Source organism: Caulobacter sp. FWC2, assembly GCF_002742625.1.
Taxonomy (GTDB): Bacteria; Pseudomonadota; Alphaproteobacteria; order Caulobacterales; family Caulobacteraceae; genus Caulobacter.
In genome coordinates this window covers 1,501,968-1,516,136 of sequence record NZ_PEBF01000001.1, presented here as the reverse complement: position 1 = coordinate 1,516,136, position 14,169 = coordinate 1,501,968, and the positions used below count along the sequence as shown (strand labels likewise).

Here is a 14,169-nt window from a genome sequence, read left to right as displayed (position 1 = left end):
CGGTTCGCAACCGCTAATGCAATTCTTTGCAAGAATTTGCAGAACCATCGCCAACCTGTCAATCCGTTCGACTGACCCGATTTGCAGCCCAGCCCAGCCAATCTAACCGCCAAAGGTGGAGCATTGAGGCCACACCAAGCCCCATTCCGGTGACTTCTCAGCGTACCCAATGCCGGATTTGCAATTTTTTGGGTTGATTACAGCCCGTTAATTTGCGGTAGTTTGCAGCAACGGCCCGATCGCAAGTTTGCAAGAGCGCAGAGCCGGACAGGGAGGGAGCTTCTATGAACACCCAATTTTCGCGTCGTCGTGCGTGGTTGATGGCGGGCAGCGCCACCGGCCTGGCCCTGGCGTTCGCCGTGGCCGGCTCGGCCCAGGCCCAGACCACCGCAGCCGCGACCCAGGACGACAGCAAGGTCGAAGAGATCGTCGTCACCGGCATCCGCCGCGGCATCGAAGGCGCCATCTCGCTGAAGAAGAGCTCGACCTCGATCGTCGAAGCCGTCTCGGCCGAGGACATCGGCAAGCTGCCGGACATGTCGATCGCCGAGTCGATCGCGCGTCTTCCTGGGTTGACCGCACAGCGCCTGGATGGTCGCGGGCAGGTCATCTCGATCCGCGGCCTCGCCCCCGACTTCACCACCGCCCTGCTCAACGGCCGCGAACAGGTCTCGACCGGCGACAACCGCGGCGTCGAGTTCGACCAGTATCCGTCGGAACTGCTGAGCGCGGTCGTGGTCTACAAGACCCCTGACGCCGGCCTGATCGGCCAGGGCCTGGCCGGCACCGCCGACATGCGCACCGTCCGTCCTCTGGCCTTCGGCAAGCGCGCCCTGGCCGTCGGCGCTCGCTACGAGTGGAACGACATCGGCGCCTTGAACGCCGGCACCAAGGCCCACGGCAACCGCTTCTCGATCTCGTACATCGACCAGTTCATGGACGGTAAGCTGGGCCTGGCCCTGGGCTACGCTCACATGGAGTCGCCCTATCAGGCCGAGCGCTGGAATGCATGGGGCTATCCCAACGACGCCTCGGGCAACCTGGTGATCGGCGGCGCCAAGCCGTACGTGCAGTCCAGCATGCTGAAGCGCGACGGCGTCATCGGCGTCCTGGAGTTCAAGCCCACCGACACCTTCAGCTCGTCGCTGGACGTCTTCTATTCGAAGTTCAAGAACCACCAGATCCAGCGCGGCATCGAACTGCCGCTGGTCTGGGGCGGCGTGCCGCTGACCGGGGCTCAGGCCTCGGGCGGCTTCGTCAACAGCGGCGCCTTCAACGGCGTCAAGGGCGTGGTCCGCAACGACGGCAACGACCGTGACGCGACCATCAAGTCGGTCGGCTGGAACAACAAGTTCAATGTCGGCGACGACTGGACCCTGGTCAGCGACCTGTCGTGGTCCAAGGTCGACCGCACCGACCAGGTGGTCGAGAGCTATTCGGGCACCGGCCGCTCGGGCGTGGGCGCCACCGACAACATGACGTTCGCGATGAACGACGACGGCGTGGCGATCTTCAAGTCGACCCTGAACTACGCCGATCCGAACGTGATCAAGCTGACCAGCCCGCAAGGCTGGGGCGGCGACATCATCACCGGCGGCCAGGACGGCTATCTGAACCAGCCGCACATCGAGGACGAGCTGAAGGCGGCCCGCTTCTCGGCGACCAAGGCGCTCGGCGACGGCCTGTCGAGCTTCGAGGTCGGCTTCAACTACAGCGAACGCTCCAAGAGCCTCGTCAATGACGAGTGGTTCCTGCGCGTGAAGGGCTCGCCGGCCAGTGTCGCGATCCCGTCGTCGGCCATCGTCGGCACGACCTCGCTGGCCTTCATCGGCATCGCCGGCATGGTCAGCTACGACCCGTTCGCCCTGATCAAGAACGGCACGTACGACCTGGTCCGCAACCCGAACGCCGACGTGCTGGTCAAGAGCTGGGACGTCGAGGAAAAGGTCACGATCGGTTATGTGAAGGCCAATATCGACGCCGCCGTCGGCAGCGTGCCGGTCACCGGCAACTTCGGCTTCCAGATCGTCAACACCGACCAGAGCTCGACCGCCCTGGGCGCCAGCGGCACGGGAACGGGCGTCACCCGCACCAACCTGTCGGGCGGCAAGACCTATACCGACTTCCTGCCCAGCATGAACCTGCAGTTCCACCTGCCGGCCGAGCAGACCCTGCGCTTCGCCGTCGCCCGCACCCTGGCCCGCCCGCGGATGGACCAGATGCGCGCTTCGAAGACCTTCAGCTACGACCCGTCCAAGGCCGGCAACAGCAATATCAACTTCTCGCCGTGGAGCGGTTCGGGCGGCAATCCGGAGCTCGAGCCCTGGCGCGCCGACGCCTATGACGTGTCGTACGAAAAGTACTTCGGCCGTCAGGCCTATGTCTCGCTGGCCGCCTTCTACAAGGACCTGAAGACCTACGTTTACGACCAGAGCGTCGTGTTCGACTTCACCGGCTTCCCGACCAATGGCGGTCCGACCCCGGCCACGCGCCTGGGCCTTGTCACCACGCCGCAGAACGGCAAGGGCGGCAACTTGAAGGGCGTCGAATTCGCCGCCTCGATCCCCGGCGCGCTGTTTACCGACCTGCTGGACGGCTTCGGCGCCACGTTCAGCGCCTCGTACACCGAGAGCTCGATCCAGCCGAACCCCAGCGACGCGACCCAGCCGATCCCTGGCCTGTCGAAGACTGTCGCCAACCTGACTGTCTATTACGAGAAGAACGGCTTCTCGTTCCGCGTCAGCGACCGCTACCGCTCGAAGTTCCTGGGCGAGGTCACCGGCTTCGGCAACGGCCGCAACTATCGGATGGTCAAGGGCGAGTCCGTCGTCGACAGCCAGATCGGCTACACCTTCAGCGACGGCCCGATGGAAGGCCTGTCGGTCCTGGCTCAGGTCAACAACCTGACCAACGAGCCCTTCACCACCTACCAGAACAACGACCCGCGTCAGGTCATCGACTACCAGAACTACGGTCGCACCTACCTCGTCGGCCTGAACTACAGGTTCTAAGCCGGCCCATCCTTCCCCAAGGAGCCTATAGCGCCCCTGTCGGCCCTGCCCGACAGGGGCTCTTTTTTGGCCTGTAGCTTCACCTTTCAAGCTCTCTTTAGGATTGCGCCCGATAGTGCGACCCATCTGGGGGAGCGCGCGACCATGCTGACCAAGTCCATCCGTCTGGCCGTCCTGCTGGCGAGCGCCGCCGCCGGCTTGAGCGCCTGCGCCACCCGCGAGGAGGTCGCGGCCCTGCGCCAGCCGGCCCTGCCGCCGGTCGCCGTGGCCAAGGCCTCGCCCGCCCGCGCCTTCTATCGCAACGTCGCCGTCCAGGCCGTCGAAGGCGCGCCGGAGTTCCGCTGGTTCGATGGCGGCGCCGTCGTCACCACCCGCCCCACCCGCGTGCAGGTCGTCGAGAGCCTGAACAACCACCTGCGCCGCGCCGAGATGCGGGCGCCCACGCGCCTCGACGCCGAGTACATGCTCTACACGACGTTCGAAGACCTGCGCGGCCCCGATGTCTGGTGGGGAACAGACAAGCTGGCCTCGGCCCGCGTGACCTTCCGCCTGGTGCGCTGGCGCACGGGCGAGGTGGTCCGCGAGAAGACCCTGGAAGCCTCCTATGAGGCGCGCTGGACCGGCATCACGCCCGACATCGCCCGCGCCGCCATCGCCGGCCCGCTGGGCGTCTCGCGCGACCGCGTGCTGGCCCTGCCCGGCGGCGCGATCGGCGGCATCGCGCTGGGCTACTACGTCAATCAGAACCTGATCGTCTCGATCTACGACGCCCCTTATGCCGGTCTCGTCGGCGCGGCCCAGGCCGCCGCCATCGGCGGTCCGGGCCGCCTGGGACCCGGCTTCGACGCTGCCTTCAGCACAGCCCTGGCCGTCGGCACGGCCTCGGGCCGCTTCCAGGACCTGGAGGCCATGCTGGCCGGCGGCGTGATCAGCGCGGCCGGCGCCGCGGCGGGTCCCGTCCCGGCAGGTCGCGAGATGTCGCAACTGGGCGAGGTCACCACCGCCTTCAATGGCCGCGACCGGCGCCTCGCCGCCACGCGCGGCCTGATGGACCTGGCCTTCGACCTCTTCATGAACGAGCTCAGCCACAACGGCTCGGTGGTCTACAAGACGGCCGTCTCGTGCCGCGCCCTGAACGGCGACAGCGACCGCGGCCCCTATCTGGCCGAGACCGCCGGCGCCTACGCCGTCGACTGCCCCGGCGCGCGCTACAACGACGCCAAGACGGCCAAGGCCTTTCCGAGCCAGTTCTAGTTTCGGCTAAGGCTTTGGCGGCTGAGCCTCGGCCGGCGCGCAGGTCCGGACGACTTTCAACGAACCCCCGCCGGGCTGACTCTTGTCGAGATTCAGATCGACCGTCCGCTCGCAGCCTTCGTTCAGGATCTTCACCGCCTGGGCCAGGGTGACCGGATCGACAGCCATGCCCGCGCAAGCGGACAAACAGACGGTCAGCAGAAGGCCCGCTATCGGGCCGACGACGCGCTTCATGGAAAGCTCCTTCTAGGGTTTCAGGAACACGGCCCGCTCGGTCTCGCGCCGGGCGACCAGGCCCGGCAATTCGCGGCCGCCGGCGAAGCGCCACATCCGGAAGGCGTCCGCCGCCCCCTGGACGTCGCCGGCGATCAGCCGCCGGCACACGCTGCTGTCGGCGAAGTCCGCGGCGCCGCCGATCTCGCCGACGCCGATATTGTAGGCCAGGCTGGTCATCGCCCCGAGTTGGGCGTCGCTCAGCGGCGTCCTTGGGAACAGGGCGACGACCTTGTCGCAGACGGCCTGCGCGTCGGCCTTCAGCAGCGCATCGGCGTCGCCCCGGACCATCCCGGCCGGCCACCGCGCCCGCCACAGGCGGCAGGCGGTCTCGCGGTCCTTGACCGGCTTGCCGCCGACGAACAGGGCGTGGCCCCAGCCGACGGTGTAGATGCCGACGGGATCGGCCTGGGGCTCCAGGACGGCGGTCTTGCGATCCCCGTCATGCAGCCTCTCGAACCGCTGGATCAGCGCGAGCGCGCAAGCGGGTACGTCCCGCGCCAGGGGCGTGGACATGGTGGTTCTCCTTGTGTTGGGGGTCAGGCGGTCAGGCGACCGCGGGCGCGGGCTCGTCGGCCAGACCGTGGGCCGCCAGGATCCGGCGGTAGGCCGCGACCCTGGCCTCGAGCTGGCGTTTCTCGCCCTCGAGCGCTGCGATGCGGGCGTCCTTGTCGGAGATCATGCGGCTGTGCTCGCGGCGCAGGTCGCCCAGCTCGGCCTCGACCTGTTCGAGACGCTGGGCCAGGCGTTCGGCCTCCTCGCGCAGGGTGTGGATCACCCCCGAGGCGGCGTCCTGCGCCATCTGCATCAGATCCGCCTCGGCCTTGCGGGCCATCGCCCGCCGGCCGAGGAGGTCCTTGATCACCGCATAGACCCCCGGCGCGGCCACCACGGCGTAGGGCCACGACTTGGCGATGGCGGTGGGGATGTCCAGTGTAAGCTCCTATCTTCGGCCACGGGGACCGGGCCTACCACTCGACGACCACGAGACCGTCGCCGCCTGCTGATTGGGTGGCGCCGCCACACGCCAGACCGCCGCCGCCGCCGCCGAATCCCGACTTGAGAGCATTGAAATTGGCCGCGCCATTGGCGCCGCCCCCCGTGCCGCCGAAGGCGCCGCCCGAACCGGGACCGTAGCCGCCGTTCGACGAGAGCGACCCGCCGCCGCCCGCGCCGGTTCCGCCGGAGCCGGCGTTGGCGGCGCTCGAGTAGTTCGGGCCACCGCCTCCGCCCGCGAACCCGTCACCGGGAAAGCGAAACACAGCGCTGCTGGAATTAACTGTCCCGTTGTTGGGCGTGAGCGCCGCGCCGGACAAAAGATCGAAGCCACCAGAAAACGCCGTTGAGGCGCTAGCCACGCCCGCGCCACCGGTCGCTGTATTCGTGCCGCGCGCGATGCTGGTCGAGTAAGCTCCGCCGACGCCGCCGCCGCCGGTCGCGGCATAGGAGCCGCCCACGCCGGTGATCGATCCCGAATCGCCGCCATTGCCGAGCTGGGAGCCGCCCCCGCCACCACCAGTCGCCGAGGACGGCCCATTGGCGTCGATCGAACCCGACCGGCCGCCATTGGCGTTGATCAAGCTCCCGCCCGTACCGACCCCACCTGAAGCGCCGACGAGCGCGGCGGCAGACGCGCAAGAACCACCAGCGCCACCGGTCGCGGACAGATAGGCCCCGAACGACGACGTCCCACCCGCACTGCCGGGCTGGCCGTTGGCGCCGGCGACGCCACCTTTACCGACGGCGACCGAAACGGTTTGCCCTTGTGTCAGCCAGACGAGCCCCAGCGCATAGCCGCCACCGCCGCCGCCGGTCGCACGCCCAGCATTACCGCCATCGACAATCCAGGCGCCGCTGCCGCCGCCACCGAGCACCCGGACACGGTAGTAGCCGGAGACCGGCGCGGTGAACGTCCCGTTGTCGAGGAAGGTCACGTATCGCCCGGTATTGAACACACCCAGCCAACCCAGCGGCGGAACCGTCGTGGACATGATGAATGGCGAGGCGGCGGCGGACTGAATGGTCGACGCCGAAGCGGCGCCGGCGGCCTGGGTCGAGCCAATGCGGCCCAGGACGCCGCGGTTTGAACTGCTTGGAATCGGCATGTTAGAGGCCCGCCTTGTGATGGAAGACGTTGAAGGTTTCGGCGTTGTTCGTCGCCGCGTAGAGCTCGGTGGTCGTGCCCTGCAGCGTCAGGCCGGTCAGCGCGTCGACCACGGTGGTGAAAGCCTGCGCCGTGCCGGCCGGGGTCATCCCCACCACCGGGACCTCGGTCAGGAAGGATTTGGTCGAGCCGCTGTTCAGCGACAGGAAGAAGCGGATCATGCCGGCGGTCGTGTTGCCGGTCGCCGTGACGCGAAGCTGCTCGGTGACGATGCCAGCGGCGGTGCCGGTGGCGACCTTGACCATCGTCCCCGTGCCGTCGCGATTGGTGTTGGCGGCGGTCAGCTGGACGATGTCGGGCGCCAGGGGATTGGAAGCGTAGTTGGGCGCGATGGCCATGGTTCAGGCTCCTTGTTGTTGCCAAAGGAAGAGGTAGCTGGCGGGGTCCACGGCCCATTCGGTGTCGAAATCGACTCCCGACCTCTTGCGCAGGAACTGGCCCGCGACGCCGCCGGAGGGGAAACCCGCCCCCGGGACGCCCGGAACGCCGCCGATGCTGATGTCCCAGTTGCTGAGGGTCCCGCCCGCCGACGAGATCTGGGTGACGGCGACCGACAGGATCGTGCCGGCATACCCGGTGCAGACGCCGACCATGAACCGGGTCGGATCGCCGTGCGCGACCACATAGATCGGCATGCCCTCGACGAAGCTTTCGCCGGCGTCGACGGTCCAGGTCTTCGGACCCGTACCGATCGTGTTCGACGACACGGACTTGGTCGAGAACGAGATCCCCGCGGCCACGTTCTGGACCTGCGTCAGGATCGCGGCCGCGTCGGAAGCCTTGGTGGTCGCGACGCCGGCCTGGACGCCGGCCAAGGTCACCTGGCCGGCGGCCAGCGTCACCTGATCTGCAGCGAGCGCGGCCTTGGCTGTAGCTGTGCTGGCAGCGCCCACGGCGGTCGCCTTGTCCTGGGTGACCTGGACAGCCAGCCCGTAAACCTCGCCCGCCAGCGCGTTCGCTTCGGTCACGAACGTCGGCATCTGCCCCAGGAAGGCGTCGGCGCGGGTGTTGAAGTTGGTGGGGTCGCTGGTGGAGGGCGGCGTCGGAAGCGCCGTGATCTGTGCAGGCACGGGGTCAGACCTCTTCGAGTTCGAGGGAAATCAGGGCGTCTTCCGGCTGGTCCATCGAGATCGTGAACCGCTTGTAGACACCGACGATGAGCAGGGCCGAGAAGTAGCCGCTCTCCTGGTCGTCCAACCCGGACCACAGCGCCGGCATGGCGTTGAGGTCGTCGCGCAGTTGCAGGATCCGATCGACGTCGGTCTTGCGGCAGCGCAGGGTCTGGACGGTGCGCGGCACCGAGCGGCGCGGCACGAGGGTGGCCGTCCCGAAGTCGTCGCGGTCGATCTTCGAGAAGTTCAGCGCGTCGCTCTCGGCTTGGTGCTGCGTGGCGCCCAGATAGACCGACGAGCCCAGCACCACCCCGCCGCAGGTCACGTTGCCGTTGGCCTTGGTCAGGGTGATGGTGATGACTGCATCGGTGTACGGCGGCAGGTCGAAGCGCGCGAACTCCTGCCGGTATCGGAAGGCGCCGTAGAAGTAGTCGTACCAGCCGCTGGTCGGCCGGTTCAGCAGGTTGGCCGAAGCGGCGCAGACGGTCGCGCCTGACACGGTCACCGCCACGGTCACGGTGTCGGCGACGATGCCGACTACGCCGATCGAGTCCACGCGCTGTCCGGGCGTGAGCGACACCGTCAGCGGCGAGGCCGTCGTCGTGCCGGTGTTGCGCAGCAGGTCGAACATGGCCCAGCGGTTGGTGGGTCCGACATCGACCCACCAGCTGTCGCCGGCCGTGGCGGGGTTCTGGCCCAGGTTGGCCGTGGTCGCCACGGTGTGGACGCCGCTCTGCGTGCCCGTGCCGGCCACGGGCGAGCCGCCGGCGCTCGTGGCGATCCGAAACGTGTTCGCCGTGTCGGCGAGGACGTAGTAGGTCGTCCCCGAGGCGATCGCCGAAGGCAGCGCGCCGGTCGTCGAAAAGACCACCGGCGTGTCCGCCGCCAAGCCATGGCTGGCCCAGGTGATCAGGGCGCTGCCGGAATTGGCGATCGTCACCGTGGCGCTCTTCCGGGCGATGGCCTCGTACAGGCGATGGGTGATCGCGCTGAACACGCGGTCGCCGTTCTTGTAGGCCGTGGCGGCGCTCCAGGCCGCCTCCCCCGCCGACGGTTCGGCGCAGGTGGTGCTGGTCAGGATGGCCGGCGTGATCGTGATAGGCGGAAGCGCGCGCATCAGGCAGCCGCCTGGGTCTGCATGGCGCGGCCGCCCTCGGTGACATTGGTCAAGGTGCGCTCCATCTTGTCGTTGCTTGTGGCGATGCGGACGCTGGTCGCGCGCAGGTCGGCGAGTTCCTCGCGCAGGCGCCGCAGTTCGGTGATGAGAGGCTGATCGGCCGGGCTTTCGCGACGACGGACGTTGACCGCCTCGCCGGGGCTGAGCGCCAGGTTGAACAGTTTGGAGTCGGGCGGACCGGAGCCGCCGACCTCGAAGCTGCCGCCCGTAGCGAGCTTCAGCGAACCGCCCTGCGTGTAGGACAGATTGCCCGCCGCGATCAAAGCGTTGGCGGCTTCGATCCCCTGGGTGCTGACGATGTCCATGTAGCCTGGGGTGTAGTGGGCGGCGCTGGCGTAGATGGATTGGATGACAGGGTCCTTGAGGTCGGCGCCCGCCTTGCCCGCCTCGCTGTTGACAAGCATCCAGTTCCACGCGGCGTTGTTGTAGTCCTTCTGAGCTTGGGTCAGCAGCGGGGTCCCGCTGCCCGAGCCAGCCGGGCTTGGAGCCGGATCGGCCAGGCCCAGGCTGGAGCCGCCCACGGAGACCACGCCCGCGGCTCTCGCCTCCCCAAGCGCGCCCCGCAGGCTGAGGATCGCCTGCTCGACCGAGACGACGCTGGCCTTGATCTCGATCAGCCCCTGGACCGAGGCGTCCAGCGCATCGAGCTGTCGCTGAGCGATCGACACCTGGCGGTCGGCCGTATCGGCCGCCTCGTCGACGGCCGACCGGACCAGACCGACGTCGCGCAGGTAGTCCAGGCTGGTCGAGACATAGTCGCGCGAGGCCGCCGTGAAGGCTTCGCCCTCGCTTTGCAGCCGCCCCATGGCGTCGGGGTCGCCAAGGCGGGCCATGGCCGCCGTCGACAGGAACGCCTCCCGCGTCCGACGATACCGCGCGCCGGGATCGGTCCCGACGATCGTGTCGGTCAGGCTGGCGCTGAAGGCCCGCAGTGACCCGGAAAGTTCCTTGAACTTGTCCTTGGTGGCCCGGATGGCGTCCTGCTCGCGCTGATAGGCCTGGGTCAGCACATCCCGCGCGGCCGAAACCTTGGCGGCGGCGTCCTCGGCGGCCCAGGTCTGCTGCTGGTACAGCTGCTGGACCGGATCCTTGATCTGCGCCAATGCCAAGCTGCGACGCAGTTGCTTGGCTTCCTCGGTCCGCCCTTGGGCCTCCATCAGGCCGGCCAGCATGTTCGACCGGTCGGTGGCCAACTTGGCAGCCTCGGCGGTGTCCTGAAGTTTCCAGAGTTTCTCCAGGAAGGGGACCAGCGTCGCGTCCAGATCCTTGACCGCCTTCATCTCGGCGGCGCGCGACTTGGTCAGCAACTCAGCCGGCGTCAGGACCAGTTCGTCGATCTGGTCGAGAATCGAGGTCTTCTTGTCAGCGACCGCTTTCTGGGCGTTCTCGGCCGCTGCTGCGACCTTGTCGAAGGCCGGGGCAAGGGCCATCAGGGTCTTGTAGAGTTCCGCCCCTTCCGGCGTTGACAGGTTCTGGCTCTGGACGAGGCTAGCGAAGCCTTGGCGCGACAGGTCGGTGGGTTGCCCTATCGCCGCCAGCCCGTTGGCCACCGAGGCCTTCAGCGGCTTCAGCCGGTCTTCGTCGGTCAGGAAGTGCTCGCCGAAAAACGCCGTCTGCGATGCGAACGCATCCAGGCCGCCGAACTTGTCCAGTAGCCCCTTGCGCACCTCCAGCGATCCAGCGCCGCTGGACTTGAAGTCCATGCCGACCGAGGCCAACACCGCGTCGATCGTCTTGTACTCGGTCGCCAGGCGCGTCAGCGCTTCGAATGCGCCCTCCCCGACCTTGGCCAGGGCTTGAAGGCCGGGCAGACCCGCTGCGGCGAGGTCGTCGGCCACGTTGTTGAACAGAGCATTGATCGCCGCTTCGATCTCGTCGGGCTTGAGGTCTTTCAGCGACAGCTTGCCCAGATCGATCGAAACGCTTTGGAGCGCGGCCTTGGCCGCCGCGCCCGCATCCTCGCCGAAGGTCTTGGCCGCCGTGATGACCCCCTCGCCCAGCAATTCGATCGTGTCGCCGATCTGGGCCAACAAGGCCGGATCGAGGCCGCTGGTGACCGTCGAGGTGCTGACCTTGGTCGACAGGCCGATCCCCGCGAACGAGGTCTTCTTGGTGGTCAACAGATCGGCGTACTGACTGCCGGCCAGGCCGCTGGTGGTGATCTCGCCGAAGGTCTGGGCCGTGAAGGTCAGACCCTGGTCCAGGACCTCGACCGTCTTCTTGGTCTTGGTAAGAGCCCCGACGATGGCGCCGACGGCGCCGATTGCGATGCCGATAGGCCCGGCGAGACTGAGCGCTTGAGTGAACAGACCCAGGCTGATTCCACCGGCCGACATCATGCCGCCGGCGGCTAGCGCCGTGATGCCGTTGGCCACGCCGAAGCCGGCAATGCCACCAAGAGCGCCGCCGACAAGAGCGCCGCCCAGGCCGGCCTTCGACGTGGTGGTCCCCAGACCCAGGCCGGACGTGCTCATCAGTCCGCCGCTCGCGATGCTCCGCGCGACGCCCGCCGCGACCGCGCCGATCTGGGCGTCGATCGACCGCAACGACGCCAACATGGCGTTGGAATAGTCGAGGTCGGTGTTCTGGTACTGGCTCGCCAGCCCCAGCGACTTCTCGATGGCGCCTGAACTTTCCTTCTGCTTGGCCTGCAGATCCTGCTGCGCCTTCATCAGCGCGTCGATCTTAGCCTGAGCCTTGGCATTCGAGGCGCCCAGCAGCCCTGACACGCTACCCAGCACCGCGCCGACAGCCGCGCCCCATGGCCCGCCCATCTGGAAGCCTGCGGCCGCGCCCGAGCCGGCGCCCGAAAGCGCCGCGCCAGTCTTCCCGCCGATCATCGAGCCCAGGCCATTCGCCAGGCCGGCGATCGCGCCGATCTTGGACTCAAGGCTGGCGCCGCTGTCGCGCATCTTCAGTGCGAAGGTCTCGAAGGCGTCGAACAGGCTCTTCGTCGCGCCCAGCCAATCCTTCTGGTCCAAGGCGCTGGCCGCGGTCTTGAGCGCGGAGGACATGTCGCCGTACGAGACGTCCAGCCGCTGGGCCGCTTCGATCTGATTGGCGTAGTTCTGATTGAGGACCGCGATCCGCTTCTCGGCGTCGCGCCTCTGCTCGGGATTGGACCCTGTCCCGTTGACGATCGCCTGCTGGGCCGCGATCTCCTGCTGATGCTTCAGGTCCAGGATGCGCGCATCGATCGCCCGCGTGGCGCCGACCGAGCGGGCCAAGACCTTCTGGCCATCTGCGATGTCGATCGTGCTCTGAAGCCCGGCAACGCGCACATCCAGAGCATGCTTCTCGGAGTCGATCGTCTGTTTGCGGATCGTTGCTTGGATCTCAGCTTGCTGCACCCCGTGCTGCTCGATCGCCAGCACCAGGCCCTGTAGCCAATTGATCTCGCCCGACTTGATCTTCTGCGTGTTGCTGCTTTGCAGAGTGAACGTTTCGAGCTCCTGGCGACGCTTAAGCGCCTCCAGCTCGATGCGATTGCGCTCCTCCGCGGCGCCCACCGTGTCGGCGGTGAACTTGTCCATCTGATCGAGGTACGCGTTGTGACCCTGCCGGCGCGCGATCTCGGCCTGGAGCAGTTGAGCGCTCCGCTCCTGCTCGATCGCCTCCTCCTTGGCGCCGGCGATGGACTTATATTTCTCCTGGATGAACGCGCCGTCGGCTTGGTTGATCTCCCCGCTCTTCATCTGAGCCTTCAGGCGGTCCTGCTGCGTCTTGAACTCGACGGCGACCTGTTCGCGCTTAAGCCAAGCAATCTTCTCGACGTTCTTGGTCACACCCAGCTGAGCCGACAGCTCCGCCGATTTCGCCGCCTGCATGGCGTCACCGCCTCGATATTCCGGAGGGGGCGCGGAAGCGGCGTGCGTGGAGACCGTACGGGCGGCGGCGCTTGAACCGCCTCCCTTTTGCAGTTCCGCGATCTTCCCATTCAGCGTCTGGATGTCCTGCTGAGCTTGCGACTTGGTTAGGCCCGCCTCCTTCAGCGCGCCAGCGCCTCTTCTGATCGCACTCGACAGCGATGCGCTCAGGTCCGTCAGTTCCTTGATTTGGCGATCTTTTGGATCAGCGATCTCGTGCGCGGCGCGCGCTGCGGCTCCGACCGCGCCATCGGCGACGGCGTCTTCGGCCTTCTTCCGCCCTGCCTTGCGCTTCTCGGCGGCGGGGTTGTAGCCCATGCCGGCATAGGTCTCCTCGACCGCCGCCGCATCCGGCTCGGTGAAAAGCACCTTGGCCATCTTCTGCAGGTAGCTGCCGATCGACGTCGTGGCGCGATCGTAGGCGCCGCTGAGCGTCGTGACCTTGCCCGTCGTCGCGGCCGTGCGGCTCTCGACCTCCTTCAGAATGAGCGCGTCGGCCTGGGCCATCTCGCCGCGCCGCGCCATGCTCTGGATGCTGTCCCTCGTCGCATAGTCGAAGCCTCCGGTCGCCCTCGCGAGCGCATCCAGGTTGGCGATCGGATTGGTCAGGGCTGCGCCGAGCAGCTGAGAAGCTTGCGCGCCGTCGACGCCCATCGCCTGGGCCAGACCCTTGGTGTCCGTGACCGCTTGACTCAGGACGGCCGAATTGCTGACGCCCATCCGCACATAGGCCTGGGTCCAGCTCTCGGCGTCGGCGATCGAGGCATGGGCGGCGTTGGCCGCTGTGGCGGCAAGCGCCTGGAGCTGCCCGCCGGTCATACCGACGTCGCGACCAACCCCCTGCGCGAGCTGGTTGAACGCCGCCGCCTGCTTCTGGGCGTCGGCCGCGGCCGAGGCCACAGCGCTCAGAGCGACAGCCACACCGGCGACCGGTGCGCTGACGCCGGCGATCGGGCTCGCCGCCTCGGCGATGCCGCCCAACAGCTGCTTCAAGGGCGCGCCACTGGAGACCGCCTTGGCGAAGACCTCCGTGAGAGCGGGCCCCTGCGCCGCCAGAGCCTTGAGCGGGCTTTCTCCCGACGAGACCGCCGAGATGAACCCCTTGGTCGCGTCCTTAAGCTTACCCATCTGCTCGGTGGAGACACGGGCTGCCTGAGCGCCCGACGCCGTCTGCGCGTCCAGCCTCTTCTGCGCGCCCGCAAGCTCGTTGGCCGCCGCCGCAGCCTTCTTACATTCGAGGATCAGTTCCTTCAGGTCACACAAGGCAGCTCTCCCCAAAAAGTTCGGGCCGCGCCTCCTCGCGAAGGAGCAG

10 protein-coding genes are annotated in these 14,169 nt (G+C 67.6%); 2 read left to right on the top strand and 8 right to left on the bottom strand.

The window, feature by feature from the left end; genetic code table 11:
- The first annotated feature begins 284 nt into the window (after positions 1 to 284).
- Both CSW62_RS07385 and CSW62_RS07380 read left to right on the top strand, forming a co-directional pair.
- Entirely contained in the window at positions 285 to 3,011 is a 2,727-nt protein-coding gene (locus CSW62_RS07385; RefSeq protein ID WP_099576504.1) for a TonB-dependent receptor, read from the top strand.
- A 144-nt stretch (positions 3,012 to 3,155) separates the two neighbouring features.
- On the top strand, positions 3,156 to 4,265 hold the full coding sequence (locus CSW62_RS07380) for a hypothetical protein (RefSeq protein ID WP_099576503.1): 1,110 nt from the start codon (positions 3,156 to 3,158) through the stop codon (positions 4,263 to 4,265).
- Positions 4,266 to 4,271: 6 nt separating this feature from the next.
- Here CSW62_RS07380 and CSW62_RS07375 read toward each other — a convergent pair whose 3' ends face one another.
- From CSW62_RS07375 to CSW62_RS07340, 8 genes are all read right to left on the bottom strand, one after another.
- On the bottom strand, positions 4,272 to 4,499 hold the full coding sequence (locus CSW62_RS07375) for a hypothetical protein (protein ID WP_099576502.1): 228 nt from the start codon (positions 4,497 to 4,499) through the stop codon (positions 4,272 to 4,274).
- 12 nt (positions 4,500 to 4,511) lie between these two features.
- On the bottom strand, positions 4,512 to 5,054 hold the full coding sequence (locus CSW62_RS07370; RefSeq protein ID WP_099576501.1) for a lysozyme: 543 nt from the start codon (positions 5,052 to 5,054) through the stop codon (positions 4,512 to 4,514).
- A 31-nt stretch (positions 5,055 to 5,085) separates the two neighbouring features.
- A complete protein-coding gene (locus tag CSW62_RS07365) occupies positions 5,086 to 5,430 on the bottom strand; it encodes a hypothetical protein (RefSeq protein ID WP_099576500.1) in 345 nt (114 codons plus the stop codon).
- A gap of 76 nt (positions 5,431 to 5,506) precedes the next feature.
- The gene (locus CSW62_RS26360) at positions 5,507 to 6,643 is read right to left on the bottom strand and encodes a hypothetical protein (protein WP_158235400.1); all 1,137 of its coding nucleotides are present in this window, start codon (positions 6,641 to 6,643) and stop codon (positions 5,507 to 5,509) included.
- A 1-nt stretch (position 6,644) separates the two neighbouring features.
- Positions 6,645 to 7,040, bottom strand: a complete 396-nt coding sequence (locus tag CSW62_RS07355) for a hypothetical protein (protein ID WP_099576499.1) — start codon at positions 7,038 to 7,040, stop codon at positions 6,645 to 6,647.
- Between the two features lie 3 nt (positions 7,041 to 7,043).
- Complete coding sequence (locus CSW62_RS07350) at positions 7,044 to 7,772, bottom strand: hypothetical protein (protein ID WP_099576498.1); 729 nt, start codon at positions 7,770 to 7,772, stop codon at positions 7,044 to 7,046.
- Between the two features lie 4 nt (positions 7,773 to 7,776).
- Positions 7,777 to 8,931, bottom strand: coding sequence for a hypothetical protein (locus CSW62_RS07345; protein ID WP_099576497.1), 1,155 nt, complete (start codon positions 8,929 to 8,931; stop codon positions 7,777 to 7,779).
- Positions 8,931 to 14,120, bottom strand: a complete 5,190-nt coding sequence (locus CSW62_RS07340; RefSeq protein ID WP_099576496.1) for a phage tail length tape measure family protein — start codon at positions 14,118 to 14,120, stop codon at positions 8,931 to 8,933. The genes CSW62_RS07345 and CSW62_RS07340 overlap by 1 nt, the downstream gene beginning before the upstream one ends.
- Positions 14,121 to 14,169 lie beyond the last annotated feature (49 nt).